This is a genomic window from Hylemonella sp. P2_B10 (genome assembly GCF_056404875.1).
This window is the reverse complement of the sequence record NZ_JBFUDE010000004.1, coordinates 308,893-335,034: the sequence shown is the minus strand read 5'-3', so window position 1 is coordinate 335,034 and position 26,142 is coordinate 308,893. Positions and strand designations below refer to the sequence as shown.

Annotated in this window: 24 protein-coding genes; 19 read left to right on the top strand and 5 right to left on the bottom strand. The window is 65.2% G+C overall.

Going from position 1 to position 26,142, the window contains the following annotated elements; genetic code table 11:
• Nucleotides 1–25 precede the first annotated feature (25 nt).
• Both AC1DX2_RS19405 and yihA read right to left on the bottom strand, forming a co-directional pair.
• On the bottom strand, nucleotides 26–946 hold the full coding sequence (locus AC1DX2_RS19405) for an alpha/beta fold hydrolase (protein WP_477198042.1): 921 nt from the start codon (nucleotides 944–946) through the stop codon (nucleotides 26–28).
• Between the two features lie 5 nt (nucleotides 947–951).
• Nucleotides 952–1,695: a ribosome biogenesis GTP-binding protein YihA/YsxC gene (yihA, locus tag AC1DX2_RS19400; protein WP_477198041.1), complete on the bottom strand. Its 744-nt coding sequence runs from the start codon at nucleotides 1,693–1,695 to the stop codon at nucleotides 952–954.
• Nucleotides 1,696–1,775: 80 nt separating this feature from the next.
• On the opposite strand from yihA, the gene AC1DX2_RS19395 reads away from it, so the two are divergent.
• From AC1DX2_RS19395 to AC1DX2_RS19375, 5 genes are all read left to right on the top strand, one after another.
• Nucleotides 1,776–2,453 carry a c-type cytochrome gene (locus AC1DX2_RS19395; RefSeq protein ID WP_477198040.1) on the top strand — a complete coding sequence of 226 codons (678 nt, stop codon included), beginning with the start codon at nucleotides 1,776–1,778 and terminating at the stop codon, nucleotides 2,451–2,453.
• A gap of 136 nt (nucleotides 2,454–2,589) precedes the next feature.
• A complete protein-coding gene (locus tag AC1DX2_RS19390) occupies nucleotides 2,590–4,734 on the top strand; it encodes a cytochrome c biogenesis protein ResB (RefSeq protein WP_477198039.1) in 2,145 nt (714 codons plus the stop codon).
• The gene (ccsB, locus tag AC1DX2_RS19385; RefSeq protein WP_477198038.1) at nucleotides 4,734–6,050 is read left to right on the top strand and encodes a c-type cytochrome biogenesis protein CcsB; all 1,317 of its coding nucleotides are present in this window, start codon (nucleotides 4,734–4,736) and stop codon (nucleotides 6,048–6,050) included. Before AC1DX2_RS19390 ends, ccsB begins: the two co-directional genes overlap by 1 nt.
• Nucleotides 6,051–6,125: 75 nt before the next feature.
• Entirely contained in the window at nucleotides 6,126–7,121 is a 996-nt protein-coding gene (gene msrP / locus AC1DX2_RS19380; RefSeq protein WP_477198037.1) for a protein-methionine-sulfoxide reductase catalytic subunit MsrP, read from the top strand.
• A 34-nt stretch (nucleotides 7,122–7,155) separates the two neighbouring features.
• Entirely contained in the window at nucleotides 7,156–7,797 is a 642-nt protein-coding gene (locus AC1DX2_RS19375; RefSeq protein ID WP_477198036.1) for a protein-methionine-sulfoxide reductase heme-binding subunit MsrQ, read from the top strand.
• Between the two features lie 21 nt (nucleotides 7,798–7,818).
• On the opposite strand, the gene lysA is transcribed toward AC1DX2_RS19375, so the two are convergent.
• The gene (gene lysA / locus AC1DX2_RS19370) at nucleotides 7,819–9,117 is read right to left on the bottom strand and encodes a diaminopimelate decarboxylase (protein ID WP_477198035.1); all 1,299 of its coding nucleotides are present in this window, start codon (nucleotides 9,115–9,117) and stop codon (nucleotides 7,819–7,821) included.
• 31 nt (nucleotides 9,118–9,148) lie between these two features.
• Nucleotides 9,149–9,331 (bottom strand): LPS translocon maturation chaperone LptM, encoded by a 183-nt coding sequence (gene lptM, locus AC1DX2_RS19365; protein WP_477198034.1) that lies wholly within the window; start codon nucleotides 9,329–9,331, stop codon nucleotides 9,149–9,151.
• A 60-nt stretch (nucleotides 9,332–9,391) separates the two neighbouring features.
• On the opposite strand from lptM, the gene cyaY reads away from it, so the two are divergent.
• Nucleotides 9,392–9,721 carry an iron donor protein CyaY gene (gene cyaY / locus AC1DX2_RS19360; protein WP_477198033.1) on the top strand — a complete coding sequence of 110 codons (330 nt, stop codon included), beginning with the start codon at nucleotides 9,392–9,394 and terminating at the stop codon, nucleotides 9,719–9,721.
• A gap of 343 nt (nucleotides 9,722–10,064) precedes the next feature.
• Here cyaY and AC1DX2_RS19355 read toward each other — a convergent pair whose 3' ends face one another.
• The gene (locus AC1DX2_RS19355) at nucleotides 10,065–12,491 is read right to left on the bottom strand and encodes a penicillin-binding protein 1A (protein WP_477198032.1); all 2,427 of its coding nucleotides are present in this window, start codon (nucleotides 12,489–12,491) and stop codon (nucleotides 10,065–10,067) included.
• Between the two features lie 271 nt (nucleotides 12,492–12,762).
• Here AC1DX2_RS19355 and AC1DX2_RS19350 point away from each other — a divergent pair, with 271 nt between their 5' ends.
• The 13 genes from AC1DX2_RS19350 (at nucleotide 12,763) to AC1DX2_RS19290 (ending at nucleotide 26,137) form a co-directional block, all read left to right on the top strand.
• Nucleotides 12,763–13,842, top strand: coding sequence for a pilus assembly protein PilM (locus tag AC1DX2_RS19350; protein ID WP_477198031.1), 1,080 nt, complete (start codon nucleotides 12,763–12,765; stop codon nucleotides 13,840–13,842).
• Nucleotides 13,839–14,477, top strand: coding sequence for a PilN domain-containing protein (locus AC1DX2_RS19345; protein WP_477198030.1), 639 nt, complete (start codon nucleotides 13,839–13,841; stop codon nucleotides 14,475–14,477). Before AC1DX2_RS19350 ends, AC1DX2_RS19345 begins: the two co-directional genes overlap by 4 nt.
• Before the next feature lie 14 nt (nucleotides 14,478–14,491).
• Nucleotides 14,492–15,163, top strand: coding sequence for a type IV pilus inner membrane component PilO (locus tag AC1DX2_RS19340; RefSeq protein ID WP_477198029.1), 672 nt, complete (start codon nucleotides 14,492–14,494; stop codon nucleotides 15,161–15,163).
• The gene (locus tag AC1DX2_RS19335; RefSeq protein ID WP_477198028.1) at nucleotides 15,160–15,705 is read left to right on the top strand and encodes a pilus assembly protein PilP; all 546 of its coding nucleotides are present in this window, start codon (nucleotides 15,160–15,162) and stop codon (nucleotides 15,703–15,705) included. Before AC1DX2_RS19340 ends, AC1DX2_RS19335 begins: the two co-directional genes overlap by 4 nt.
• Complete coding sequence (locus tag AC1DX2_RS19330) at nucleotides 15,702–17,846, top strand: type IV pilus secretin PilQ (RefSeq protein WP_477198027.1); 2,145 nt, start codon at nucleotides 15,702–15,704, stop codon at nucleotides 17,844–17,846. The genes AC1DX2_RS19335 and AC1DX2_RS19330 overlap by 4 nt, the downstream gene beginning before the upstream one ends.
• 35 nt (nucleotides 17,847–17,881) lie before the next feature.
• Complete coding sequence (locus tag AC1DX2_RS19325; RefSeq protein WP_477198026.1) at nucleotides 17,882–20,149, top strand: Ig-like domain-containing protein; 2,268 nt, start codon at nucleotides 17,882–17,884, stop codon at nucleotides 20,147–20,149.
• A 3-nt stretch (nucleotides 20,150–20,152) separates the two neighbouring features.
• Complete coding sequence (locus AC1DX2_RS19320; protein WP_477198025.1) at nucleotides 20,153–20,674, top strand: shikimate kinase; 522 nt, start codon at nucleotides 20,153–20,155, stop codon at nucleotides 20,672–20,674.
• An 88-nt stretch (nucleotides 20,675–20,762) separates the two neighbouring features.
• Nucleotides 20,763–21,872, top strand: a complete 1,110-nt coding sequence (gene aroB, locus AC1DX2_RS19315; RefSeq protein ID WP_477198024.1) for a 3-dehydroquinate synthase — start codon at nucleotides 20,763–20,765, stop codon at nucleotides 21,870–21,872.
• 4 nt (nucleotides 21,873–21,876) lie between these two features.
• Nucleotides 21,877–23,040, top strand: a complete 1,164-nt coding sequence (locus AC1DX2_RS19310) for a deoxyguanosinetriphosphate triphosphohydrolase (RefSeq protein ID WP_477198023.1) — start codon at nucleotides 21,877–21,879, stop codon at nucleotides 23,038–23,040.
• 148 nt (nucleotides 23,041–23,188) lie between these two features.
• Nucleotides 23,189–23,740 carry a DUF1415 domain-containing protein gene (locus AC1DX2_RS19305; RefSeq protein WP_477198022.1) on the top strand — a complete coding sequence of 184 codons (552 nt, stop codon included), beginning with the start codon at nucleotides 23,189–23,191 and terminating at the stop codon, nucleotides 23,738–23,740.
• Nucleotides 23,737–24,624, top strand: a complete 888-nt coding sequence (locus AC1DX2_RS19300; protein ID WP_477198021.1) for a class I SAM-dependent methyltransferase — start codon at nucleotides 23,737–23,739, stop codon at nucleotides 24,622–24,624. Before AC1DX2_RS19305 ends, AC1DX2_RS19300 begins: the two co-directional genes overlap by 4 nt.
• The gene (locus AC1DX2_RS19295; RefSeq protein ID WP_477198020.1) at nucleotides 24,618–25,382 is read left to right on the top strand and encodes a glycosyltransferase family 2 protein; all 765 of its coding nucleotides are present in this window, start codon (nucleotides 24,618–24,620) and stop codon (nucleotides 25,380–25,382) included. The genes AC1DX2_RS19300 and AC1DX2_RS19295 overlap by 7 nt, the downstream gene beginning before the upstream one ends.
• Entirely contained in the window at nucleotides 25,379–26,137 is a 759-nt protein-coding gene (locus tag AC1DX2_RS19290) for a glycosyltransferase family 2 protein (protein ID WP_477198019.1), read from the top strand. Before AC1DX2_RS19295 ends, AC1DX2_RS19290 begins: the two co-directional genes overlap by 4 nt.
• Nucleotides 26,138–26,142: the final 5 nt, after the last annotated feature.

The following is a 26,142-nucleotide window of genomic DNA, read 5'->3' as shown; positions in this document are numbered from 1 at the left end:
ACAGACCGTAGCGAATCGGAATGCGTTACGCCGCGTGCAGGAAATTACCCAGCCGCCGCGCCACCAGTTGTGGCTGCTCGTGCGCGATCCAGTGCGAGGCGTCGGCTACAGGGTGCAGCGTCAGGTCCGGGATGTAGGCTTCCAGGCCATGGGTCAGCTCAGGGCACAACGCGGCGTCGCGCATGCCCCAGATCACCAACGTGGGCACCTGGATGGCCAGCATGCTGTGGGGCAGCTCGATGGCGGCGGCTGCAGCGTCTTCGTTGCGCGGTGGGCGCAAAGGGGAGGCGCGGTAGAGGTTGCAGCCACCGCTCATGCCCAGCGACCAGACGGCGCGGTACTGGTCTTTCACCGCATCGGTCAGCCAGGCCGGGTGGTGATCGCCGCCCCAGCCCTTGCTCAAGGCGTGGAACAGCTGCTGGAAGTCGTTGGCCACCAGGTTCGCCTCGGCATCGGGCCGGATCAACTCGTTCATGTAGGCGCTGGCGGCTTGCTGCTTCGGGTTGCTCTTCAGTTCGCGCAGGAAGGTGCCGGGATGCGGCGAGTTGATGATGGCCAGGCGGTGCATCAGTTGCGGCTGCTGGTTGGCCAGGTTCCAGGCGATGCCGCCGCCCCAGTCGTGAGCCACCAGGCAGGCCAGTTTGCCGCCCTGGCCTTCGGTTTCCATCGCGATCAGCGCCGCCAGGTCTTGCGCCAAATGCCTGGGCTTGTAGGCGCTGACTTCGGTGGGCGCACTGGAGTTCTCGAAACCGCGCAGGTTGGGCGCGATACAGTGGTAGCCGCCATGCGTTTCCTGGGCGAAATGAAGCATCAGCTCGTCCCAGACGAAAGCGGCCTCGGGGAAGCCGTGCACGAACATCAGCACGGGACGGCCGGGCTGGCCGGCGGCACGGCAGCTCAAGCTGATGCCGTGGGGGAGGGTGCGGGAATAGGTTGCGATGGCCATGCGGCCTATTCTGGTGCAGCCTCGCTCGCCTTGGGGGTTTCGTCTGTCGCCACGGCGTCAACTTCAGGATGCGCCCACTGCCACAGCAACTGCGACACCTCGTCAATGCCGGTGCGCTTGGTGGCGGAAAAGAGCCGCACCTCGCCGCCACCGGCTTGCAGCTTGGCGATGGACAGCGCCTTCGTGGCCTCGGCGCGGGTCAGCTTGTCCGCCTTGGTCAGGATGACCAGGAATTTCAGGCCCTCTGCCACCCGGGGCCGCACCACGTCGAGCAGGATTTCGTCCAGCTCGGTCAGGCCGTGGCGCGGGTCGCACATCAGCACGATGGCTTTGAGGTTTTCGCGTGTCACCAGATAATTGGCCATCACCTGCTGCCAGCGCAGCTTGTCCTGTTTGGGCACAGCAGCATAGCCATAGCCGGGCAGGTCGGCCAGCACAGCGTCGGTCACCCCCTGTTTGCCCAGCGAAAACAGGTTGATGTGCTGGGTGCGGCCTGGCTTCTTGGAGGCAAAGGCCAACTGCTTTTGCTGCGTCAGCGTGTTGATGCAGGTGGACTTGCCGGCGTTGGAGCGGCCGACAAAAGCGATTTCGGGCACCTCCATCGGCGGCAGCCATTGCAGGTCTGGCGCGGTGGTCAGGAAACGGGCGGTGTGCAGCCAGCCGGCGGCGATGGTGGCCTGCGATTTTGCGGCCGGCGGCGTGGCCGTGGCCTTGCCAACCCGGGGGGGCGGCTTAGAGGGGGTTGTCATGGGGGGAATGGGTGTCTCAAAGCGGCATTGTAGAATTACACCGTTTTGCGTAGTGACGCCCATCTGACACAACAACTCCTATGAAGCTGATTGCCTCTCTGTTCATGGCCGCCGCTTTGGCAGGCTCCGCCTTCTCCAGCCTCGCCGCCGATGAGCACAAGCCAGCTGCTTCCGCGCCCGCCAAGGCCGAAGGCGCTGCGGCCCCGGCCAAGGTCGCCAAGCCTGATCTGGCCAAGGGCGAGGCCAGCTTCACCGCCGTGTGCGCCGCCTGCCACGGTGCCGATGGCAACTCTGGCACGCCGGTCAACCCCAAGCTGTCGCAGCAGCACCCGCAGTACCTGATCAAGGAACTGCAGGACTTCAAGTCCGGCAAGCGCGCCAACCCCATCATGTCCGGCTTTGCCGCCACGCTGTCGGACGACGACATGAAGAACATCGCGTTCTGGGTCGCCAGCAAGAAGGCCAAGGCCGGCTTTGCCAAGGACAAGGAGCTGGTCGCCCTGGGCGAGCGCATCTACCGCGGCGGCATTGCCGACCGCTCCATCGCCGCCTGCGCCGGCTGCCACAGCCCCAACGGCGCCGGCATCCCGGCCCAGTACCCGCGTCTGGGCGGCCAGCATGCCGACTACACCGAGACCCAATTGAAGGCCTTCCGCGATGGTGGCCGCAAGAACAGCCCGCAAATGACCGATGTGGCCGCCAAGCTGAACGACCGCGAAATCAAGGCGGTGGCCGACTACATCGCTGGTTTGCACTGATCCCGGAGGGCTGCCGGCCGATGCATTGAACCAAGCGGCCGGGTTCTTCTCTGACGAGGGCGGCTCCATCTACTGGGTGGGCCCGCCCTTTTGAGCTTTATCACGCTGGCAATTTGATGTCTGTTCCCTCACTCGCATGACTGTTTCCACCCAAGGCATGGACATCCGCAGCGGCTCGCGCACCTGGCGCGCGCTGGTGGAAATGGTGTCGTCGATGCGCTTTTCCATCTCGCTGCTGACGGTGATCTGCATCGCCTCGGTGATCGGCACGGTGCTGAAGCAGCATGAGCCGCAGGGCAATTACGTCAACCAGTTCGGCCCGTTCTGGGCCCAGGTGTTCGACAAGGCCAGCCTGTACACGGTCTACAGCGCCTGGTGGTTCCTGCTGATCCTGGCCTTTCTGGTCATGAGCACCTCGCTGTGCATTGCCCGCAACACGCCCAAGATCTTCCAGGACCTGAAGACCTTCAAGGAAGGCATACGCGTCCAGAGCCTGCGCGCCTTCCACCTGCGGGCCGAAGGGCCGTTGGCGCAAAGCCCGCAGGAGGCGGCGCAGCAGATCGGCCAGCAGCTGGTGGGTGCCGGCTGGAAGGTCAAGCTGCAGCAGCGCGAGTCGGCGGAGGGCACCGGTTGGATGGTGGCTGCCAAGATGGGTGCAGCCAACAAGCTGGGCTACCTGGCGGCGCACAGTGCCATCGTGCTGGTGTGCCTGGGCGGCCTGCTGGACGGCGACCTGGTGGTGCGCGCCCAAATGCTGCTGCAGGGCAAACAGGCCTACACCGGCGGCGGCACCATCGCCGACGTGCCGGCGCAGTACCGGCTGGGCACCGGCAATCCCACCTTCCGCGCCAACCTGATGGTGGCCGAGGGCACCCAGGCCAGCACCGCGGTGCTGAACCAGCCTGACGGCATCGTGCTGCAGGAACTGCCGTTTGCGGTGGAGCTGAAGAAATTCATCGTCGAGTACTACTCCACCGGCATGCCCAAGCTGTTCGCCAGCGACATCGTGATCCACGACCTGGCCACCGGCGAGAAGGTGCCGGCCCGCGTGGAGGTGAACCACCCGGCCAGCTACAAGGGGGTGGAGATCTACCAGTCCAGCTTCGACGACGGTGGCTCGGCCGTCAAGCTCAAGGCCATCCCGGTGAACCCGGCCGGCAAGAGCTTTGACATTGACGGCACCATAGGCGGCACCTCGCAACTGGTCAACGGCGACGAGAAGATGACGCTGGAGTACACCGGCCTGCGCGTCATCAACGTGGAGAATTTTGCCAGCGGCAAGAGCGCCAGGGATGGCGCCGGTGAGGGCGATGGGGTGGACGTGCGCAAGGTCGACCTGCGCGCCTCCATCGACTCGCGCCTGGGCGCGGCCAACAAGACCAGCACGCGCAAGGACCTGCGCAACGTCGGCCCCAGCATCAACTACAAGCTGCGCGACGCAGCCGGCCAGGCCCGCGAGTTCAACAACTACATGGTGCCGGTGGACACGGGTGACGGCGTGCCGGTGTTCCTGCTGGGCGTGCGCGACACGCCAGCCGACAACTTCCGCTACCTGCGCCTGCCGGCCGACGAGGCCAACAGCATGCAGGGCTTCATGCGCCTGCGTGGCGCGCTGAGCGACGCCGCCAGCCGCGAAGCCGCCGTGCGCCGCTACGTGGTCAAGGCCGTGGACCCGGCCAAGCCCGAGTTGGCCCGGCAACTGAGCGATTCGGCATCGCGCATGCTGGCGCTGTTTGCCGGTGCGGAGACGGTCAACGGCAGCAAGGCCGTGGGCGGGCTGCAGGCGGTGTCCGACTTTCTGGAGGCCAATGTGCCGCAGGCCGAGCGTAGCCGTGCCGGCGAGGTGCTGATACGCATCCTGAACGGCGTGCTGTTCGAACTGGCTCAACTGAGCCGCGAGCGTGCCGGCCTGGCGCCGCTGGAGCCGGGTGACAAGACCCAGGGCTGGATGACGCAGGCGGTGCTGTCGCTGGGCGACGCCATGCTGTACCCGGCGCCCATGATCTTCCAGCTGGACAGCTTCACCCAGGTGCAGGCCAGCGTGTTCCAGGTGGCGCGCGCCCCGGGCAAGAATGTGGTCTATCTGGGTTGCGCCTTGCTGATACTGGGCGTTTTTGCGATGCTCTATGTGCGCGAGCGCCGCCTGTGGGTGTGGCTGGCCGCCGTGCCGGGCGAGAGCGCCCAGGCCAGCGCCACCATGGCCTTGTCCAGCAACCGCAAGACGCTGGATGCCGACCACGAATTTGTGCAGCTGAAAGCCAAGCTGCTGGGAGTCCCTTGATGAACACCGCCACGCTGACCCTGAACCCTTCCTTCCTGTCGCGCCGCAACTGGCTGGACTGGGTGTTTGCCACGCTGCTGGCTGGCGGTGCCGTCTTCGCCTACAGCCGCTATGCGGCCTACATGGATGGTTACGAGCAGGGCATCCTGCTGGCGGCGGTGCCGTTCTTCGCCTGGCTGGGCTGGTTCTGGCGGCCGCTGCAGGCGCTGATGGCGGTGGTGGTGGTGCTGGCGCTCTCCAGCATAGGCCTGTACCACGGCGACCTGGCGCGCGCCGAGACAGTGTTCGGCTTGAAGTATTTCCTCTCCAGCCAGTCGGCCATCCTGTGGATGAGCGTGCTGTTCTTCATGAGCACGGCGTTTTACTGGCTGGGCGTGGTGGCGCGTGGCCAGAGCGCCGCCATGGAGGCCATAGGCTCGCGCCTGGCCTGGGTGGCCGTGACCATGGCGCTGACGGGCACCATGGTGCGCTGGTATGAAAGCTACCTGGTGGGCGCCGACGTCGGCCACATCCCGGTCAGCAACCTGTACGAGGTGTTCGTGCTGTTCTGCTGGATCACCACCGCCTTCTACCTGTACTTTGAAGCCCAGTACAAGACCCGCTCGCTGGGGGCGTTCGTGATGCTGGTGGTCAGCGCCGCGGTGGGTTTCCTGCTGTGGTACACGGTGGTGCGCGAGGCGCATGAAATCCAGCCGCTGGTGCCGGCACTGAAAAGCTGGTGGATGAAGCTGCACGTGCCGGCCAACTTCATCGGCTACGGCACCTTCGCGCTGTCGGCCATGGTGGCCTTTGCCTACCTGATCAAGCAGCAGGCCCTGGAGACCCGCTGGTACAAGCTGACGCCGCTGTGGCTGCTGGGCATCGTGCTGTGTTTCGTGCCCATCGTGTTCCGCAAGACCACGCCAGAGGCCGGCGGCAGCTACTGGCTGGTGTACGCGCTGATTTCCGCCGCCATCATGGGTGCCATCCTGTTTGGCCGCAAGCGCATTGCCGAAAAGCTGCCGGCGCCGGAACTGCTGGACGACCTGATGTACAAGGCCATTGCCGTCGGCTTTGCCTTCTTCACCATCGCTACCGTGCTGGGGGCGCTCTGGGCGGCCGAGGCCTGGGGTGGCTACTGGAGCTGGGACCCGAAGGAAACCTGGGCGCTGATCGTCTGGCTGAACTACGCCGCCTGGCTGCACATGCGGCTGATGAAGGGCCTGCGCGGCACCGTGGCGGCCTGGTGGGCACTGGCAGGGCTGGCGGTGACCAGCTTCGCCTTCCTGGGGGTCAACATGTTCCTCAGCGGCCTGCACAGTTACGGAACCTTGTAGGCGGCACGCGGGTCAACCGGTGTAAGAAAGCGCCGCCAGCGGCGACTGATGCACAACCACAGGAAAAACCGCACCATGCTTATCCGCAGCCAAGACCCCGGCTTTGACCACGGCGTGCCCAGCGAGATCACGCCGCAGCACATCCAGCAGAACCGGCGTGAGCTGATCAAGCTGATGGCCGGCGGCGTGGCCGGCGCGGCCATGGCCGGCTGGGCCACGCGCGACGCCCACGCCCAGGTGGCGCGGCCAGGCAAGCTGGCGGCGTTGCCGGGTGCGAAATCCACCGTGGCCGGTGCCACCACGATGGACAAGCTGACCGACTACAAGGACGCCACCAGCTACAACAATTTCTACGAGTTCGGCACCGACAAGGCCGACCCGGCCGTCAATGCCCACACGCTGAAGACCACGCCGTGGACGGTCAGCGTCGAGGGCCTGGTGAAGAAGCCCGCCAAATACACGCTGGAAGACCTGCTGAAGCTGTCCGCGCAGGAAGAGCGCATCTACCGCCTGCGCTGCGTCGAGGGCTGGTCCATGGTGATCCCGTGGGTGGGCTATTCGCTGGCCGAGCTGATCAAAAAGGTGGAGCCGCTGGGCAATGCCAAGTACGTGGAGTTTGTCACCCTGGCCGATCCCAAGACCATGCCCTTTGTCGGCTCGCGCGTGCTGGACTGGCCGTATGCGGAAGGCCTGCGCATGGACGAGGCCATGCACCCGCTGACCTTGCTGAGCTTCGGCATGTACGGCGAGGTGCTGCCCAACCAGAACGGCGCGCCGGTGCGCCTGGTGGTGCCTTGGAAATATGGCTTCAAGAGCGGCAAGAGCATCGTCAAGATTCGCTTCACCGACAAGGAACCCGGCACCGCCTGGAACAAGGCCGCCGCCAACGAGTACGGCTTCTACTCCAACGTCAACCCCAATGTGGACCACCCACGCTGGAGCCAGGCGATGGAGCGCCGCATCGGCGAGGACGGCCTGTTTGCCAAGAAGCGCAAGACGCTGATGTTCAACGGCTACGAGGCCCAGGTCGGTCAGCTGTACGCCGGCATGGACCTGAAGAAGTACTACTGAAGCGGCCTGCTTCTACGCCCTCGCATTCCGTGCCATGAAGAAGTTGCTGCTCAGCCCCTGGGCCAAGGTGGTGGTGTTCCTGCTGGCGCTGTTGCCGTTTGCCTGGCTGTTCTACCGCGCCGCCACCAATGACCTGGGTGCCAATCCGGCCGAGGCGCTGATACGCGCCAGCGGCGACTGGGCGTTGCGCTTCCTTTGTATCGTGCTGGCGGTGACACCCTTGCGCGTGATCACCCACACGCCGGCGCTGGCGCGCTTTCGCCGCATGCTGGGCCTGTTCATGTATTTCTATGCCGTGCTGCACCTGCTGGCCTACAGCTGGTTCGACATGGGTTTTGAGCTGAGCGACATCGCCCGGGACATCGCCAAGCGCCCCTTCATCCTGGTGGGCTTCACGGCCATTGTGCTGCTGACGCCGCTGGCCGCCACCTCGTTCAACCGCGCCATCAAGGCGCTGGGGGCCAGGCGCTGGCAGCGGCTGCACAAGCTGGTGTATGGGGTGGCGGGGCTGGCCATCCTGCATTTCTTCTGGATGCGCGCAGCCAAGCACAACTTTGCCGAAGTGGCGGTGTACGCCGCCATTCTGGGCGTGCTGCTGGGCTGGCGGCTGTGGCAGTTCGCGGGCAGGAAGCTGGCCGCTGACGGCGCAGCTGCGGCAGTGCTGCAAAAAAGATAGTGCGACTGGCCCGAGCGGTGCTCAGCCGCCCACCAGCTTCTCGCCGCGCAACTGGTCTTCTATGCTCTCGCGCGCGCGTATCAGGTGCGCCTTGTCGCCGTCCACCAGCAGCTCTGCGGCGCGCCCGCGCGAGTTGTAGTTGCTGGCCATGCTGACGCAGTAGGCGCCGGCCGACAGCACCGCCAGCAGGTCGCCCTGCTGAATGGCCAACGGGCGGTCGTGGCCTATCCAGTCGCCGCTTTCGCAGATCGGGCCCACCACTTCCCAGGTGCTTTCCGGCGCCGCCGGGCGTGGCGCCACCGGCACGATGGCATGGAAGGCCTGGTACATGGCCGGGCGCGGCAGATCGTTCATGGCGGCGTCGATGATGCAGAAGTTCTTCTGCTCGCCGGGCTTCAGGTACAGCACCTCGGTCAGGCAGACGCCGGCATTGCCCACCAGCGAGCGGCCGGGCTCTATCATCAGCTGGCGCTGGCCAAAGCCGCGCGCGTCCACCTTGGCCAGCAGCTTGGGCCACAGCTCGTCGGCCTTGGGCGGCATTTCACCGGCCTGACCGCTGTAGTTGATGCCCAGGCCGCCGCCGAAGTCGATGTGGTGCAGGCGTATCCCCTCGGCCTCCACCGCCTGCACCAGGTCCAGGATGCGGTCCATGGCGTCCAGATAGGGCGCCTCCTGGGTGATCTGCGAGCCGATGTGGCAGTCAATGCCGGCCACCTCCAGCCCGGGCAGGCTGGCGGCGGTCTTGTAAGTGGGCAGCACGCGGTCGTGCGCGACGCCGAACTTGTTGCCCTTCAGCCCGGTGGAGATGTAGGGATGAGTCTTGGGGTCCACATTGGGGTTGACGCGCACGCTGACGCGGGCGCGTTGGCCTTCGGCCAGCGCCACCTCGTTGAGCACCAGCAGTTCGGCCTCGCTCTCGACGTTGAAGCAGCCTATGCCCACTTGCAACGCGCGGCGCATCTCGGCGCGCGTCTTGCCGACGCCTGAGAAGATGATCTTGGCCGGGTCGCCACCGGCGGCCAGCACGCGCTCCAGTTCGCCACCGGAGACGATGTCAAAGCCGCAGCCCGCCTGCGCAAACACTTGCAGCACGCCCAGCGAGGAGTTGGCCTTCATCGCGTAGCAAATTTGCACCTGGTGGTCGCCAAAGCCGCGCTGGTAGGCTTGCAGCGCGGCCAGCATGGCGGCCTTGGAATAGACGAACAGCGGCGTGCCGTGCTCACGCGCCAGGTCGGCGGCGGCCAATTGTTCGATGTGCAGTTGCGCGCCCCGGTAGGCGATGTGCGGCTGGCCGGGCAGGAAGGCAGGGGTGGTGGACAAGGAAAGACTCGGTGAAAAAAAGAGAGGGCGCTCAGCGGGCCGCGCTGGCGGGTGGTGTGACACCGGGCGCGGCCGCTGGGGCCGGGCTCAGGATGCCGCTGGGGCGCAGTGTCTCGGGCAACGTGGCCCGACCGGCGGCGGCAGGCTCAGTGGGCAGGTACAGCGGGCCTTGCTGGCCGCAGGCGGTCAACAGCAAGAGGGTCGGCACCGCCATGCTGCCCGCAAGGACAAGGCGACTGACTAGAATTTGAGCAATGCGCAACATGCCGAAATTATGACCGACAACGAATTCATGGACCGGGCCGAGGCCCTGCTGAGCAGCGTGGAGCGCTGCTGTGACGCGCTGAACGAGCGGACCGACGCCGACATCGACAACCAGCGCGTGGGCGGCATGGTGACGCTGGCGTTCCCCAACGGCAGCCAGATCGTGGTCAACCTGCAAAAGCCGCTGCATGAGGTGTGGCTGGCGGCCCGCTCGGGCGGCTACCACTTCAAGTTCGATGGCGACCGTTGGCAGGACACCAAAGGCCAGGGCGAGTTCTTCGCCAACCTGACGCGTTACGCCAGCGAGCAAGCGGGTGTGGCGCTGGCTTTCCAGGCCTGATTTCGCGCCTGGTTTTGTTGTCTCCGGCTGCGGCACTGGGCATGTGGCGCGGCGGCGGTTGTTTGGCTCCTTCCCCGGTGAGCAGGTCCGCTGCGCGGACTTCCCTCCGGTGCTCGATCTGGGCGGGAAGCGTGCAAACTCGCTTCGCTCAAACATGCACGCTTCTTGTTCCGCCCAGCTCTGCGCTCCTCGGCTGCTCACAGGTGCCAGCCTGAAAATTGGCAAAGGGCCCCATGTGCAACCTGGGAAGGCCAATTTTCAGGCTGGCACGCTGCGGGGCAACGCCAACGCAAACACCAACGAAAACGCCAGAGCAGGGCCAACCGAGGGCAGCAGCCCCCGTTCAGTTGCGGAACAGGTCCAGAATATTCTTCTTCTCTTCCGCGCTGGGCGGCGTCGGCGTTGCCGGATTGGCGGTCGCCGGGTCGCCGGCCGGTTTGTCGTCCATACCCAGGCTGGTGACGGCGCTGCCTTTGGTGTATTCGTCGTAGAACCACTCGCCGTTGACGCGCACCACGCCCTCGGGCGGTGTGAACTCCTGCACCGGCACGCCCTTCAAGGCGTATTGCATGTAGCTGATCCATACCGGCAGGCTCAAGCCGCCGCCGGTTTCGCGGTCGCCCAACTTGCGTGGGTTGTCATAGCCAATCCAGCTCACCGCCATCAGCGTCGGCTGGAAGCCGCAGAACCAGGCGTCGATGGAGTCGTTGGTGGTGCCGGTCTTGCCGTACAGGTCGGGGCGCTTCAACTGCGCCTGCGACTGCGCCGCCGTGCCGCTGCGCGCCACTTCCTGCAGCAGGCTGGTCATCATGTAGGCGTTGCGCGGCTCGATGGCGCGTGCAGACTCCGCCAGCGGCGGCGGCGTGAACTGGGCCAGCACGCGCCCCTTCTGCTCGGTGACCTTGGCAACCAGCCAGGGGTTGACGCGGTAGCCGCCGTTGGCGAACACCGAGTAGGCGGTGGCCATCTGGATCGGCGTCACCGAGCCTATGCCCAGCGCCAGCGGCAGCACCGCCGGGTGTTTTTCGGCCTCGAAGCCGAAGTGGGTGATCCACTCTTGCGCGTAGCGCGTGCCAATGGACTGCAGGATGCGTATGGACACCATGTTCTTGGACTTGGCCAGCGCGCGGCGCAGCGTCATGGGGCCGTCGAAGGTGCCGTCATAGTTCTTCGGCTCCCAGGGCTGGCTGCCGGTGAAGGCGGCGTCGAAGAACAGCGGCGCGTCGTTGATCACGGTGGCCGGGGTGAAGCCCTTTTCCAGCGCGGCGGAGTAGATGAAGGGCTTGAAACTGGAGCCCGGCTGGCGCCAGGCCTGGGTGGCGTGGTTGAACTTGTTCTTCTCGAAATCAAAGCCCCCCACCATGGCCTTGATGGCGCCGTCGCGCGGGTCCAGCGAGACAAAAGCGCCTTCCACTTCGGGCAGCTGGGTGATCTCCCAGGTGTTTTTGGGCGTCTTCATCACGCGTATCAGCGCGCCGCGCCGTATCTTGATGTTGGGCGGCGCCTTGTCGGACAGGCCGGAGGTGGCCGGGCGCAGGCCTTCGGCGACGATCTCCACCGCCTCGCCGTTCTGGCGCACCGCCTTGATCATCTTGGGGTTGGCTTCCAGCACCACGGCGGCCATCACGTCGCCGTTGTCAGGGTGCTCGTCCAGCGCGTCGTCGATGGCCTCTTCCAGCTCCTGGGCATTCTTCGGCAACTCGTAGAACTGCTCGGGTCCGCGGTAGATCTGGCGCTTCTCGTAGTCCATCAGGCCCTTGCGCAGCGCCTTGTAGGCCACTTCCTGGTCGCCGGCCTTGATGGTGGTGTACACATTCAGGCCGCGCGTGTAGGTTTCCTCGCCGTATTGCGTGAACATCAGCTGGCGCACGGTTTCGGCCACATACTCGGCGTGCACGCCATTGGTGTCGCTGCCGGAGCGCAGCCGCAGCTCCTGCTTCTTGGCCTCTTCGGCCTGTTCCGGGGTGATGAAGCGGTTTTCCGCCATGCGGTCGATGATGTGCAGTTGCCGCACCCGGGCGCGCTTGAAGTTGCTGATCGGGTTGCCGGCCTCGGGCGCCTTCGGGATGCCGGCCAGCATGGCCGCCTCGGCGATGGTGATGTCCTTCAGCGGTTTGCCGAAATAGGCGTCCGACGCCGCCGCGAAGCCGAAGGCGCGACGGCCCAACGGGATCTGGTTCATGTAGATCTCGAGGATCTGGTCCTTGGTCAGCAGATGCTCCAGCTTGAAGGTCAGCAGCACCTCGTAGACCTTGCGCGACCAGAATTTCTGCTTGGACAGGTAGATGTTGCGCGCCACCTGCATGGTGATGGTGGAGGCGCCTTGGCTCTTGGCCTTGCCCATGTTGGCCAACACAGAGCGCGCCACGCCGCGGACGTCCACGCCGCCGTGCTGGTAGAAGCGCGCATCTTCGATGGCCAGCACAGCGTTTTTCATGACCTGCGGAATCTGCGCGATGGGCGTCAGGTTGCGGTGTTCCTCGCCGAATTCGCCCAGCAGCACGCCTTCAGCGGAAAACACCCGCAGCGGCAGTTTGGGCCGGTAGTCCGACAGGTCGGACACATCGGGCAGGCTGGGGTAGGCCACTGCCAGCACGATGCCAAACAGGATGAAGACCGACAGCACACCGGCGGCCAACACCCCAGCCACCCAAGCCAGGATTTTCAGTGGCAACGGCAGCGGCTTGGCGCCGGCGGCGGATTTGGCAGCCGGGGCGGGGCTGCCGGGCTTGCCCTCACCGGGGTCCTTGCTGCTGGGCTCTGTGGGCATAAAAATCTTCGTAAGGTCGCGCCATCATTATAAAAATGCGCGGTTGCGGGGCATGGGCGGGCACTCGTTGGGCGGGTCTGCGCTGGGCCATGCGCCGCATTGCAAAGACACCTCAGTCCCCTATCATAGAGCTTCCAAGCGTCTGCTTTTGACAACGGTTGTAACTTTCAAAATTCGAAAAAACCTTTGCCGGACAAGGAGCTTACTGATAGCATTCAAGTGATTTCTTAAGTTCCGCCGGTGCTTTTCCGGCTTCTATCAGGGGACAGTCTTGATCGATTTTCGGTCGTTGTTTAGCCGACAGCCAGCGCCTTTGTTGGGTCTGGACATCAGTTCGTCCAGCGTCAAGCTGGTCGAGTTGGACAAGGACAAGACCGGAAACCTGGTGCTGGAGCGCTGCGCCATCGAGCCGCTGGAGCGCGGCTGGATCACCGACGGCAATATTGAAAAATTCGACGAAGTGGCCGAGGCGTTGCGCCGCCTGGTGAAGAAAAGTGGGACCAAGACGCGCAATGCCGCCATGGCGCTGCCGCCTTCGGCCGTGATCACCAAGAAGATCATCCTGCCGGGTGGCATGAGCGACCAGGACCTGGAGCTGCAGGTCGAGACCGAAGCCAACCAGTACATCCCCTTTCCGCTGGACGAGGTCAGCCTGGACTTCTGCGTGGTCGGCCCCAGCGCCGCCTCGGTGGGCGACATCGAGGTGCTGATCGCCGCCTCCCGCCGCGAGAAAGTACAGGACATCCAGGGCCTGGCCGAGGCCGCCGGGCTGAAGCCGGTCATCGTCGATGTCGAATCCTATGCTTCGCGCCTGGCCACCGGCCGGTTGATCGCCAACCTGCCGGAAGCGGGCAAGGGCGCCATCGTGGCGCTGTTCGAGGTCGGTGCACTGACCACTAGCATGCAGGTGATACGCGATGACGACGTGCTGTACGACCGCGACCAGGCCTTTGGCGGCGCGCAGTTGACGCAACTGATTGTGCGCCAGTACGGTTTTTCGATGGAAGAGGCCGAAACCAAGAAGCGCAGTGGCGAGTTGCCCGAGGACTATGACGCCTCCGTGCTCAAGCCCTTCGTGGAAAGCATGGTGCAGGAAATCGGCCGCGCGCTGCAGTTCTTCTTCACCAGCACCCCGCACAACAAGGTGGATTACGTGATGCTGGCCGGCGGCTCGGCCGCACTGCCGGGCCTGACGGCAGCCGTCACCCTGCACACCAATTTCCCCTGCACGCTGGTCAACCCGTTCGAAGGCATGGAGATCGGCAATGCGGTGCGCCTGAAGAAGATGACCCGCGAGGCGTCGTCCTACCTGACGTCCTGCGGTCTGGCCTTGCGGAGGTTTGCACAGTGATATTGATCAACCTGCTGCCGCACCGCGAGGCCGCGCGCAAGCTCAGGCGCGACATCTTCAACGTGTCATTGGGCGCCTCGGCGCTCGCCGGCGGCCTGATCGCCGTCGCCATCTTCCTGTGGTTCCAGGCCCAGATCTCGGTGCAGCAGGGCAAGAATGGCGTGCTGGAAACCGAGATCAAAAAGCTGGAAGCGCAGATCAAGGAGATCGCCGGCCTGGAGGCCGAGATCAGCGCCCTGAGCGCGCGCCAGCAGGCGGTGGAGGATTTGCAGGCCGACCGCAACATGCCGGTGTACCTGCTGACCGAGCTGGTCAAGCAGTTGCCCGATGGCGTCTACATCACCAGCATGAAGCAGGATGGCCAGTTGGTCTCGCTGGTGGGTGTGGCGCAATCCAATGAGCGCATTTCCGAGCTGCTGCGCAACCTGGCGTCTGGCACGCCCTGGTTCACCAAGCCGGAGCTCATCGAGATTGTCGGCGCCAATATGGCGCTGGGGCGCGACAGCAAGCGCGTGGCCAATTTCACCCTGCGTGTGCGCCTGTTGCGTTCCAGCGAGGCCGAGAAGGCCCTGGCTGCTGCGCGCGCTGCCTCTGCCGCGAGCTCGCCGGCCTCCGCGCCTGCGGCCAAGAAATAAAAGGGGCGCAGAGCATGGCCACAAAAAGCAAATCCCTGCCCCAGATCGATTTCCAGGCTCTGCAGGAGCGCCTGGTGTCGCAGTTCCGCAACCTGGACCCGAAGGATCCGTCGTCCTGGCCGGCCGCGCCGCGCTACGGGTTGTTCGTGGTGGTGGCCATAGCGGTGGTGGTGGGCCTGTGGTTCGCCTGGCTGGACGGCTCGCAGGTCGAGCTGGAGAGCGAGCAAGCCAAGGAAGTCAAGCTGCGCGAGGACTACACCACCAAGCTGGGCAAGGCCGTCAACCTGGATGTGCTGAAAAAGCAGCGCGAGCAGGTGCAGCAGTATGTGACCCAGCTGGAAAAGCAACTGCCCAGCAAGGCAGAAATGGATGCCCTGCTGTCGGACATCAACCAGGCGGGCCTGGGCCGCAGCCTGCAGTTTGACCTCTTCAAGCCGGGTCTGGTGGCGGTCAAGGATTACTACGCCGAGCTTCCCATCTCGGTGAGGGTGACGGGGCGTTACCACGATGTGGGCGCCTTTGCCTCGGATATTGCCAATCTGTCGCGCATCGTCACCTTGAACAACCTGTCCATCACACCGCTGCGAGAGGGCTCGCTGTCGATGGAGGCCACCGCCAAGACTTTCCGCTACCTGGACAACGATGAAGTGTCGGCGCAACGCAAGAGCGCGGGAGGCAAGAAATGACCAAACTTTCTGGTTTGGCCGTGCTGGCCGTGTCTGTGCTGGTGCTGGTGGGCTGTGGCATGTCCGGCGAGGACGAGCTGCGCGCGTGGATGGCCGAGCAAAGAGCGCAGACCCGCCCCCGGGTCAAACCGATACCTGAGCCCAAGCAGTTCAAGCCTGAATCCTATAAACAGGAAAACGCTGTCGAGCCGTTCAGCCGCAACAAGCTGACCCAGGCGCTGATGCGCGATTCCGCGCAGGCGGCGTCGAACGCTGCCTTGGTGGCACCGGAATTGGCGCGCCGCAAGGAGCCGCTGGAAGCCTTTCCGCTGGACTCCATGGCGCTGGTGGGCAACATCATCAAGGAGGGCCAGCCGGTGGCGCTGGTGCGGGTGGACAGCCTGTTGTACCAGGTGCGCCTGGGCAACTACCTTGGCCAGAACTACGGCAAGGTCACCAAGATCAACGAAACCGAAATCACCCTGCGTGAAATTGTGCAAGACGCTGTGGGCGAGTGGACAGAACGCACAGCCACATTGCAGCTGCAAGAGAGGTCGAAATGAGCAAACGGAACTGGTGGTCTGAGAAGAAGGCGTGGCAGCATGCGTGTACCGTGCTTTCCCTGCTGGTCGCTGCCACCGCGGCTCACGCCCAATCGGCCATCGAGGCGGTTTCCGGCTCCATCCAGGGTGGCAGCGAGGTCGTCCGCATTGATTTGTCGCAGCCGCTGACGGCCCTGCCCACGGGTTTCGCGGTGCAGTCGCCCGCGCGCATCGCGCTGGATTTCCCCGGCGTGGCCAACACCATGGGGCGCTCCACGATTGAAATCAACCAGGGCAACCTGCGCTCGGCCAGCGTGGTGCAGGCCGGTGACCGTACCCGCGTGGTGTTGAACCTGAAGCAGGCCACCACGTACAAGGCAGAGATCCAGGGCAAGTCTCTGTATGTAATGCTGTCGCCGGTGGCCGGTGGCGCGCCCGTGGCTGTTACGACACCGGTGTTCGCCGAAAGCCGCAACCGCGATTCCCTGCCCATCAAGGACATCGACTTCCGTCGCGGTGTGGCTGATTCGGGTCGGGTGGTGGTGTCGCTGTCCAACAGCCAGGTGGGCGTGGACATACGCCAGCAGGGCAAAAACCTGGTGGTGGAATTCATGAAGTCCTCGTTGTCCGAGGGCCAGCGGCGGGAGTACGATGTCTCCGACTTTGGTACGCCAGTGCAATCGTTCAAGGTCACCCAGGTGGGCGATCGCGTGCGCATGGTGATTGAGCCGCGTGGCAACTGGGAGCATTCCGCCTACCAGAGTGATGACCAGTTCGTCGTCGAGTTGAAGACGCCCAAGGTTGATCCGGGCAAGCTGACGCAAGGCCCGGGCTACAACGGCCAGAAGCTGTCGTTGAACTTCCAGAACATCGAGGTGCGCTCACTGCTGCAGGTGATCGCTGACTTCACCAATTTCAACATCATCACTTCGGATTCGGTTTCCGGCGCCGTGACCCTGCGCCTGCAGGACGTGCCCTGGGACCAGGCGTTGGACATCATCTTGCAGGCCAAGGGTCTGGGCATGCGCAAGTCGGGCAACGTGATCTGGATCGCACCCAAGGACGAGATCATCGCCAAGGAGAAGCAGGAGCGCGAATCCAACGTCGCGCTGGAGGGCCTTGAGCCGGTGCGCACGCAGTCGTTCCAGCTGAATTACACCAAGGCCGCTGACGTGGCCGTGCAATTGACCGCCAGCGGCGGCGGCAGTGGCGCGGCCAGCGCGCGCTTGCTGAGCCCGCGCGGCAGTGTGATCGCCGAGCCGCGGACCAACCAGTTGTTTGTCACCGACATCGGCAGCAAGCTGGAGCAGGTGCAGGCGCTGATCTCCAAACTGGACATCGCGGTGCGTCAGGTGTTGATCGAGGCGCGCATCGTCGAGGCTTCCGACACGTTCGGCAAGTCGCTGGGGGTGAAGCTGGGTGGCAGTGATCTGCGCACCGTGCGCGGTGGCGACTCCGGCTACGCGCTGGCCGGCGGCACCGGCCGCATTGCCTTCGGCGGCAGCTACAACGCTGTGGCGTCCACCACCGGCGAGGCGAACAACGTTCTGGACACGACCAACACGCAGTTTGTTACGCTGCCAGCCGTGGGCCAAAACGGTTACAACCCGGCTTCGCTGGCGATTTCGCTGTTCAGCTCGGCGGCCAACCGCTTCTTGAACCTGGAGATTTCCGCGCTGGAGGCCGACGGCAAGGGCAAGGTGGTGTCCAGCCCACGTGTGGTCACCGCCGACCAGGTCAAGGCCTTGATCGAGCAGGGTACCGAGCTGCCCTACCAGCAGGCCTCTTCCAGCGGTGCCACCGCCATCGCCTTCCGCAAAGCCAACCTGAAGCTGGAAGTGACACCGCAGATCACGCCCGAGGGCAACATCATCCTGGACCTGGACGTGACCAAGGACAGCGTGGGCCAGTCCACCGCCGCCGGCTTTGCCATCAACACCAAGCACATCAAGACCCAGGTGCTGGTGGACAACGGCGGCACCGTGGTGATCGGCGGGATTTTCGAGTTGAATGAGAGCGACAGTGTCACCAAGGTGCCGTTGTTGGGTGATATACCCGGCCTGGGGAACCTGTTCAAGACCACATCGCGCAGCACCAACAAGCAGGAAATGCTGGTGTTCATCACGCCCAAGATGATTTCAGATCGCAGCATCGCGCGCTGAAACACACCAGACACGGAAACTTCGGGAAGCAAGGTATGAAGTATTTACAAGTTTGCAAGTCACTGGCGGCGCTGTTGGCGTTTGCCATCCTCAGCGCCTGCGGCGGCGGTGGTGGCAGCGCGGGTACGTCCAGCAGCGGCACCGGCACCGTCAAGCCGAGCCCCACGCTGACTTTGCAATTGTTCAATGCCACCAACACGGTGGTGACCACGGTGACAGCCACCGGTGGCAACTATTTCAAGGCCACCTTCAAGGACGCGGCCGGCTTGCCGATCGCCGGCCGGGTGGTGACTTTTGTGGCGCCTTCCTTTGTGGCCCTGACGTCGACCACAGCGTTGACCAACGCCGCCGGTGAAGCGCAGGTCAATGTCGCCCCCACGGCGGGCACCGGTGCCGCAGCGGGCACGTTGACCGCCACGACGTCCGATGGCACTAACGCCGTCACTGGTTCCCTGGACTTTGCCGTGGCCGCCAGCGGCCAGTCGGCAGCGCCCGTGATGTCGGTGCAGATCTTCAACTCGGCCAATGTCGTGGTGTCGAACGTGAAGTTTGGTGATGGCAACTATGTCAAAGCCACGTTCAAGGATGGCAACGGCACGCCCATCGCCAATCGGCTGGTCAATTTCACGCTGAGCAGTGCGCTGGCGGTGCTGTCTTCGCCCACGGCCCTGACCAACGCGCAGGGACAGGCGCAGGTGTCCATCAGTCCGGCCACGGTGTCGACCGTAGGGGCGGCCACCGTGTCCGCCCAGGCTGCGGATGGAACACTCAGCTTCAGCGCTTCCTCGGATTTCGCCGTCGCTGCCGCCAACATCAGCCTGAGCACAATCACACTGGGCAGCAAGAACCTGAACCAGGGCGGCAACACCTCGGTGGTGGTGAACGCTACCTCCAACGGCGTCGCGGCCTCTGGCGTCAACGTGTCGTTCTCCGCCGATTGCGGCACCATTCCCAACCTGGTCACCACCGACGGCAACGGTCTGGCCAGCACCACCTACTCGGCGGTGAAGGTGGGCGGCGGCTCGTGCAGCGGCGTGGTGACGCTGAGCGCGTCCGCCGTCGGCACGCCGATCCAGAAGGCCAGCCTGACGGTGGCCGCGCCGGTGGCCAACGCCATCAACTTCGTCAGCGCCACGCCTTCGCAGATCTTCGTCAAGGGCTCGGGCGCGACCGAGAACTCGCTGGTGAAGTTCCTGGTGTTGGACTCCACCGGCACGCCCATGCCCAACGTGGACGTCAACATTTCGCTGACCATCAACCCCGGCGGCGTGGGCCTGGGCGCCAGCGGTTCGACCCTGCCCACCACCGTCATCACGGACGTCGGTGGTGTGGCCACCATCAACGTGTTCTCCGGCACCATCCCCGGCCCAGTGGAAGTCAAGGCTTCCTTGGTCGGTTCTCCCAGCGTGTTCACCACCTCGAAGAACCTGACAGTGGCCTCCGGCCCACCGTCGCAGAACGCTTTCAGCCTGTCAGTGTCGGTATTCAACATCGAGGGCTGGGGCATTGATGGCTCCAGCACCAGCCTGACCGTGCGCGTGGCTGACCGCCAGGGCAACCCGGTGCCCGATGGCACGGTGATCAACTTCACCACCGAGGGCGGCCAGGTGGCGCCCAGCTGCGCCACCGCGCGGGTGGGTGGTGTCGCCCAGTGCACGGTGCCCTTCATTTCGCAAAACCCGCGTCCGGTGGGTGGCCGCGTCTCTGTGCTGGCCTTTGCCGAAGGACTGAAGCAGTTCACCGACGCCAATGGCAACAACGCCTATGACCCCGGCACCGACGCCATCCTCGACCAGGGCGACGCTTACCGCGACGACAACGAGAACGGCAGTTACGATGTCGGCGAGTTCGTCATCCCCAAGGGTGGTAACGTGTCCTGCGCGGGTGCGGGGGGTACCTTCCCCAGCCGGACCAACACCTGCACCGGCAGCTCGCTGGCGACCACGGTGCGCCAGCAGGCGGTGATCCTGTTCTCCTCCAGCAGAGCCCTCGTCAGCTTGGTCAAGGCGCCCACCAACTCGGCTGTGACCTCGTTCACGGTGAAGTTGAACAGCTTCGACAACCCCTTGCTGCCCATGCCCTCGGGCACCTCGGTGACCGCGACCGCCCAGGCCAGCACCTGCACGGTGGGTTCCAATACCCAGCCGGTGGTGCCCAACGTCCCGCCGCAACCCGGTTCGCCCGGTGAGGATCTGGGCACGACCACAAGCATTGGTTTGACCGGCTGCTCGGGCACGGTGGTGACCGTGCGCGTGACATCCCCCAATGGCACGCCCACCACCTTCGACGTTGCCGTTCCGTGACCGGTGATCAGCCTCGTCGGCCTGCCCGGCTCTGGTAAATCCACCGTCGGCCGGCACCTGGCCCGCAGGCTGCAACTGCCCTTCCTGGACTCCGATCACGAGATCGAGGCCAGGCTGGGTTGTTCGATACGCGAATTTTTCGAGCGCGAGGGCGAGCCAGCTTTCCGCGAGGTCGAAGAGGCGGTGATCGAGCGGCTGACGCGCGAGCGCCAGGGCGTGCTGGCCACCGGCGGTGGCGTGGTGCTGCGGCCAGCCAACCGCGAGCACCTGCGCCAGCGCACCACGGTGTTTTACCTGAACGCCACGCCCGAGGACCTGGGCCGGCGCCTGCGCCACGACACCATCCGTCCGCTGCTGCAGGTGGCCGATCCGCTGGAGCGGCTGCGCGAGCTGCACGCGGCGCGTGACCCGCTGTACCGCGAGGCCGCCCACTATGTGCTGGACACCGCCCGCATCTCGGTCCCCACGCTGGTCAACATGATGGCCATGCAGATGGAGCTGATGCAGAACAAGCCGGCGTCCTAGGCCTGGCGCGGCCCGCCGGCAGTGGCCCGGCCGGGTTATCCGCTGGCAGGTCGCGGCAGCCGCCGCGCAGCGCCTACACTTGTGGGCTATGAGTTCATCCATACGCCAGACGGTGTCCATCGCGCTGGGCGAGCGCAGCTACCCGATAGCCATCGGCCAGGGCCTGCTGGGCGATGCGGCCACTTATGCGGGCCTGCCTTCGGCCAGCGCCGCGCTGGTGGTGACCAACGCCACCGTGGCTCCGCTGTACCTGGCGCGACTGCGATCCGCGCTGGCCACCCACTACCCGCAGGTGCACACCGCGGTGCTGCCCGACGGCGAACAGTACAAGACCTGGGAGACGCTGAACCAGGTGTTCGACGCCTTGCTGCAAAACGCCTGTGACCGCAAGACCGTGCTGTTCGCGCTCGGCGGCGGCGTGGTGGGCGACATGGCTGGCTTTGCCGCCGCCTGCTACATGCGTGGCGTGCCCTTCGTGCAGGTGCCCACCACGCTGTTGGCGCAGGTGGACTCGTCCGTGGGAGGCAAGACCGCCATCAACCACCCGCTGGGCAAGAACATGGTCGGCGCGTTCTACCAACCCCTGCGGGTGGTGTGTGACCTGGATAGCCTGGCCACGTTGCCGGCGCGAGAATTGAGCGCCGGCCTGGCCGAGGTCATCAAGTACGGGCCCATTGCCGACCTGGCGTTCCTGGACTGGATAGAGGCGAACATGCCCGCGCTGCTGGCGCGCCAGCCTCAGGCGCTGGCCCACGCGGTGCGCCGCAGCTGCGAGATCAAGGCCTGGGTGGTGTCGCAGGACGAGCGCGAGAGCGGCCTGCGCGCCATCCTGAACTTCGGTCACACCTTCGGCCATGCCATCGAGGCCGGCCTGGGCTATGGGCAGTGGCTGCATGGCGAGGCAGTGGGTGCTGGCATGGTGATGGCCGCCACGCTGTCGCAGCGCCTGGGCCTGCTGGATGAGGCGCAGGTGGCACGCCTGACCCGCTTGATCGATGCCGCCGGCCTGCCCGTCAAAGGGGCGATGCTGGATGTGGCCGACAACGCTGGTCGCTACCTGGCGCTGATGCGGGTGGACAAGAAGGCCGAGGCCGGCGCCATCAAGTTCGTGCTGGCGCGGCGTGACGGCACGGCCGTGGTGCAGGCTGCACCTGACGCGCTGGTGCGCGAGGTCATCGACACCTGCTGTGCCGGCTGACGCCATGAGCCTGGCTGCCTATGCCTGCGACCCGCGTCACACGCGCGGCAGGCGGCACATGCAGGAGCCGGCCTTCGACCGTGACGACTTCCAGCGCGACCGCGACCGCATCGTGCACTGCAGCGCGTTTCGCCGGCTGGTCTACAAGACCCAGGTGTTCCTGAACCATGAGGGCGACCTGTTCCGCACCCGGTTGACCCACTCGCTGGAGGTGGCCCAACTGGGCCGCACCATCGCCCGCAGCCTGGGCCTGAACGAGGACCTGGTGGAAGCCATCGCCCTGGCGCACGACCTGGGTCACACGCCTTTTGGGCATGCCGGCCAGGATGCGCTGAACGCGTGCATGGCCCAGCACGGCGGTTTCGAGCACAACCTGCAAAGCCTGCGCGTGGTCGATGTGCTGGAAGAGCGCTACCTGGACTTTGACGGGCTGAACCTGACCTTCGAGGCCCGCGAGGGCATCCTGAAGCACTGCTCGCGCGCCCATGCCGAGGCGCTGGAAGCGCTGGAGCCCGATGGCGTGGGCCGGCGCTTCCTGGACAAGACCCAGCCCAGCCTGGAGGCCCAGTTGTGCAACCTGGCCGATGCCATTGCCTACAACGCGCACGACATCGACGACGGCGTGCGTTCCGGCCTGCTGACGCTGGCGCAATTGGCCGAGGTGCCCTTGTTCGAGCAGTTTCGTCAGCAGGTGCTGGCCCAGCATCCGGGTCAGCAGCCGGAACACATGGGCCGGCGGCTGTTGTACGAGACCATAAGGCGCATGCTCAGCGCCCAGGTGCATGACCTGATCGATGCCACGCGCGCCGCGTTGGTGCAGGCCCAGCCGGCCAGCGTCGATGCCGTGCGCGCGCTGCCGCCGCTGCTGCGCTTCAGCGAGACCATGCACGCGCAGTCCACGCAACTGAAGCGCTTTCTGTTCCAGAACCTGTACCGGCATCCACAGGTCACCAAAACCACCGCCGCCGCGCGCGACGTGGTGCGCGACCTGTTTCGCATCTACGTGGACAAGTCGGGTGAGATGGCCGCGAGCCGGCCTGGCCATGTGCCAGCCGGTGCGCACGGCACGGATCTGCCACGCGTGGTGGCGGACTACATCGCCGGCATGACCGACCGCTTTGCGTTGCGCGAGCACGAGCGCTTGACCGGCTTGAAGGCGCTGCCCTAGGCAGCGTCCCGCCCGGCCGGGTGGCATGGCCGCCCGCGCTGGCTAAAATCAGAGCTATCTCCAGCCGTGTTTCAGGGAACAGCCGTGAGCTTTCTCAACCCACTCAAGTCATCCAGCCGTTTTGTCTGAAGCCCGCACATTCCCACCGGTGACCGCAGAGCACGTGGCGGATGCCACACGCCGCTGGCTGGAACAGGCCGTGATCGGCCTGAACCTGTGTCCATTTGCCAAGGCAGTACATGTGAAACAACAGGTGCACTACGTGTGCAGCGGCGCCACTGAACCCGAGGCGCTGCTGGCCGACTTGCGCGCCGAGTTGCTGGCACTGGTGGCGACCGACGCCGCGCAGCGCGACACCACGCTGCTAATGGTCCCGGCCTGCCTGGCCGATTTTCTGGATTTCAACGATTTCCTGCACCAGGCCGACCAGCTGCTGGACGACCTGGACCTGGCCGGTGTGCTGCAGATTGCCAGTTTTCATCCGCACTACCAGTTCGCCGGCACGGCGGCGGACGACGTCACCAATTGCAGCAACCGCGCCCCTTTCCCCACCCTGCACCTGCTGCGCGAGGAGAGCATAGACAAGGCAGTGCAAGCCTTCCCCGAAGCCGAGGCGATCTACGAGAAGAACATGCAGACACTGCAGGCGCTGGGGTCTGCGGGCTGGGCGCGGCTGGCTGCGGGTTGGCAGCAGCCATGAAGTCCAAGTCCACAGCAGCCAGGATCGGCCAGGGCCAGGGGCCAGTTGCGTTGCCGCCGGAGGTGCGGCCCGAGCAGTCGGTGGAATTGCTGAAAGAGCTGCACATCCTGACGCGCGACGGCAAGCTGAACCAGGATTCACGCCGCAAGCTCAAGCAGGTCTACCACCTGTTCCAGTTCATCGAGAAGCCGTTGTTGGAGCTGCAGGGCCAGGCCGCCAACCCGCAGGAGCTGACGCTGGCCGACCATGGCGCTGGCAAATCCTACCTGGGCTTCATCCTGTACGACCTGTTCTTCAAAGGGCAGGGCAGCGGCCATGTGTACGGCATAGAGACGCGCCAGGAGCTTGTGGCGAAGTCGCGCGAATTGGCGCAACGCCTGGGTTTTGCGCGCATGTCCTTCCTGGACCTGACGGTGGCCGAGTCCACGCAGTCCGACCAGTTGCCCCAGCGGGTGGACGTGGTCACCGCCTTGCATGCCTGTGACACCGCCACTGACGACGCCATTGCCTTCGGCCTGCACAAGCACGCCCAGGCCATGGTGCTGGTGCCCTGCTGCCAGGCCGAGGTGGCGCGTTCGTTGAACCAGCACAAGGCCTTGTCGCTGTCCCGCACCTCGCTGGCCGAGTTGTGGCGGCACCCGCTGCACACCCGCGAGATGGGCAGCCAGCTGACCAATGTGCTGCGCTGCCTGCACCTGGAAGCGCATGGCTACCAGGTCACCGTGACCGAGCTGGTGGGCTGGGAGCACAGCATGAAGAACGAGCTGATCATTGCCCGCCATACCGGCCAGAAGAAGCGCGCTGCGGCCCAGCGCCTGCAGGACATCCTGGCGCAGTTTGGCCTGGACGAGCTGGCGCAGACGCGCTTCAAGCCGGCATGGTGACTGCTGTGGCACCCGCCATGGGCCGGCCCACCGTGTCGGTGTGCATGGCCACCTGCAACGGCGAGCGCTACCTGCAGGCGCAATTGGCCTCGGTGCTGGCCCAGTTGGGGCCAGGGGATGAGGTGGTGGTGGCCGATGACCAGTCCACCGACGGCACGCTGGCCGTTGTTCAGGCCTTCAACGATGCGCGGGTGCGCGTGCTGCCGCTGGCCGGCGATGCGGGCGTGCGGCTGGGTGTGGTGCGCAATTTCGAGCGCGCCTTGGCGGCGGCGCGCCACGAAATCGTCTTCCTGTGCGACCAGGACGACGTATGGCTGGACGGTAAGGTGCAGCAATGCGTGCAGGCCTTGCGGCAACACCTGCTGGTGGTGACGGACTGCCGGCTGGTGGATGGCGACCTGAAGCCCTTGGCGGACTCTTTTTTTCAGCAATTTGGCTCCGGCCCCGGCGTCTTGAAGAACCTGTGGCGCAACAGCTACCTGGGCTGCTGCATGGCCTTCAGGCGCGAGCTGCTGGCCTGGGCCTTGCCCATACCACCGGGCGTGCCCATGCACGACATGTGGCTGGGCCTGGTGGCGCAGTGTCAAGGCAGCGTGGGCTTCCTGCCGCAGCCGTTGCTGCTGTACCGCCGGCATGTGCGCGTGGCCACCACCACCGGCTCGCCCAGCGTGCTGTCGTGGCCGGCCAGGTTGGCGTTACGGGTGCGCCTGGCCGGCGCATTGGCGCGGCGCATGCTGTTTGCAGGGCGGCCGGCGTGAAGGTCAGCATCATCACCGTGGCGTACAACAGTGCGGCCACCATTGTCGACACGCTGGTGTCGGTACGTGCGCAGACGCATGCGGACATCGAACACATCGTGGTCGATGGCGGCTCCACCGACGACACCGTGGCGCTGGTCAGGGCCCATGCCCGACCGAGCACGGTGCTGGTCTCCGAGCCGGACAACGGCATCTATGACGCCATGAACAAGGGACTGCGCCTGGCCACCGGCGAGCTGATCGGCTGCCTGAACGCCGATGACGTGTTCGCCGGTGCGCAGGTGGTCGCCGATGTGGCTGCGCTGGCGCAGCGGGACGACGCCCAGGCGGTGTATGGCGATCTGGTCTATGTGCGCCAGGACCGGCTGGAGCAGGTGGTGCGCTATTGGCGCAGTGGCGCGTTTCAGCCCTCCCGGCTGAGCTTTGGCTGGATGCCGCCACACCCCACGCTGTACTTTCGCCGCAGCCTGCTGAGCACCGTGGGCGAGTACGACACGTCCTTCCGCATTGCCGCCGACTACGATTACATGCTGCGCCTGCTGCGCCAGCCCGGCCTGCGCGTGGCCTACCTGCCGCGCGTGCTGGTGAAGATGCGCCTGGGTGGCGTCAGCAACCGCTCGCTGCGCAGCGTGCTGCTGAAATCCCGCGAAGATCTGCGCGCGCTGCGCCAGAACGACGCTGGCGGCCTGCTCACACTGGTGTGCAAAAACCTGCGGAAAATCCCGCAATTTATTGGGGTCAGATTCCAATTATGATGGCG

Excerpts from the sequence above, each read along its gene's own strand:
- cyaY (WP_477198033.1), top strand. The coding sequence starts at position 9,392 with ATGACCGACAACGAATTCATGGACCGGGCCGAGGCCCTGCTGAGCAGC.
- AC1DX2_RS19340 (WP_477198029.1), top strand. The coding sequence starts at position 14,492 with ATGGCCACAAAAAGCAAATCCCTGCCCCAGATCGATTTCCAGGCTCTG.
- AC1DX2_RS19375 (WP_477198036.1), top strand. The coding sequence starts at position 7,156 with ATGAAGAAGTTGCTGCTCAGCCCCTGGGCCAAGGTGGTGGTGTTCCTG.
- aroB (WP_477198024.1), top strand. The coding sequence starts at position 20,763 with ATGAGTTCATCCATACGCCAGACGGTGTCCATCGCGCTGGGCGAGCGC.
- lptM (WP_477198034.1), bottom strand. The coding sequence starts at position 9,331 with ATGGCGGTGCCGACCCTCTTGCTGTTGACCGCCTGCGGCCAGCAAGGC.
- AC1DX2_RS19395 (WP_477198040.1), top strand. The coding sequence starts at position 1,776 with ATGAAGCTGATTGCCTCTCTGTTCATGGCCGCCGCTTTGGCAGGCTCC.
- AC1DX2_RS19335 (WP_477198028.1), top strand. The coding sequence starts at position 15,160 with ATGACCAAACTTTCTGGTTTGGCCGTGCTGGCCGTGTCTGTGCTGGTG.
- AC1DX2_RS19325 (WP_477198026.1), top strand. The coding sequence starts at position 17,882 with ATGAAGTATTTACAAGTTTGCAAGTCACTGGCGGCGCTGTTGGCGTTT.
- ccsB (WP_477198038.1), top strand. The coding sequence starts at position 4,734 with ATGAACACCGCCACGCTGACCCTGAACCCTTCCTTCCTGTCGCGCCGC.
- AC1DX2_RS19295 (WP_477198020.1), top strand. The coding sequence starts at position 24,618 with ATGGTGACTGCTGTGGCACCCGCCATGGGCCGGCCCACCGTGTCGGTG.
- AC1DX2_RS19330 (WP_477198027.1), top strand. The coding sequence starts at position 15,702 with ATGAGCAAACGGAACTGGTGGTCTGAGAAGAAGGCGTGGCAGCATGCG.
- AC1DX2_RS19390 (WP_477198039.1), top strand. The coding sequence starts at position 2,590 with ATGACTGTTTCCACCCAAGGCATGGACATCCGCAGCGGCTCGCGCACC.
- AC1DX2_RS19405 (WP_477198042.1), bottom strand. The coding sequence starts at position 946 with ATGGCCATCGCAACCTATTCCCGCACCCTCCCCCACGGCATCAGCTTG.
- AC1DX2_RS19355 (WP_477198032.1), bottom strand. The coding sequence starts at position 12,491 with ATGCCCACAGAGCCCAGCAGCAAGGACCCCGGTGAGGGCAAGCCCGGC.
- AC1DX2_RS19310 (WP_477198023.1), top strand. The coding sequence starts at position 21,877 with ATGAGCCTGGCTGCCTATGCCTGCGACCCGCGTCACACGCGCGGCAGG.
- msrP (WP_477198037.1), top strand. The coding sequence starts at position 6,126 with ATGCTTATCCGCAGCCAAGACCCCGGCTTTGACCACGGCGTGCCCAGC.
- AC1DX2_RS19300 (WP_477198021.1), top strand. The coding sequence starts at position 23,737 with ATGAAGTCCAAGTCCACAGCAGCCAGGATCGGCCAGGGCCAGGGGCCA.
- yihA (WP_477198041.1), bottom strand. The coding sequence starts at position 1,695 with ATGACAACCCCCTCTAAGCCGCCCCCCCGGGTTGGCAAGGCCACGGCC.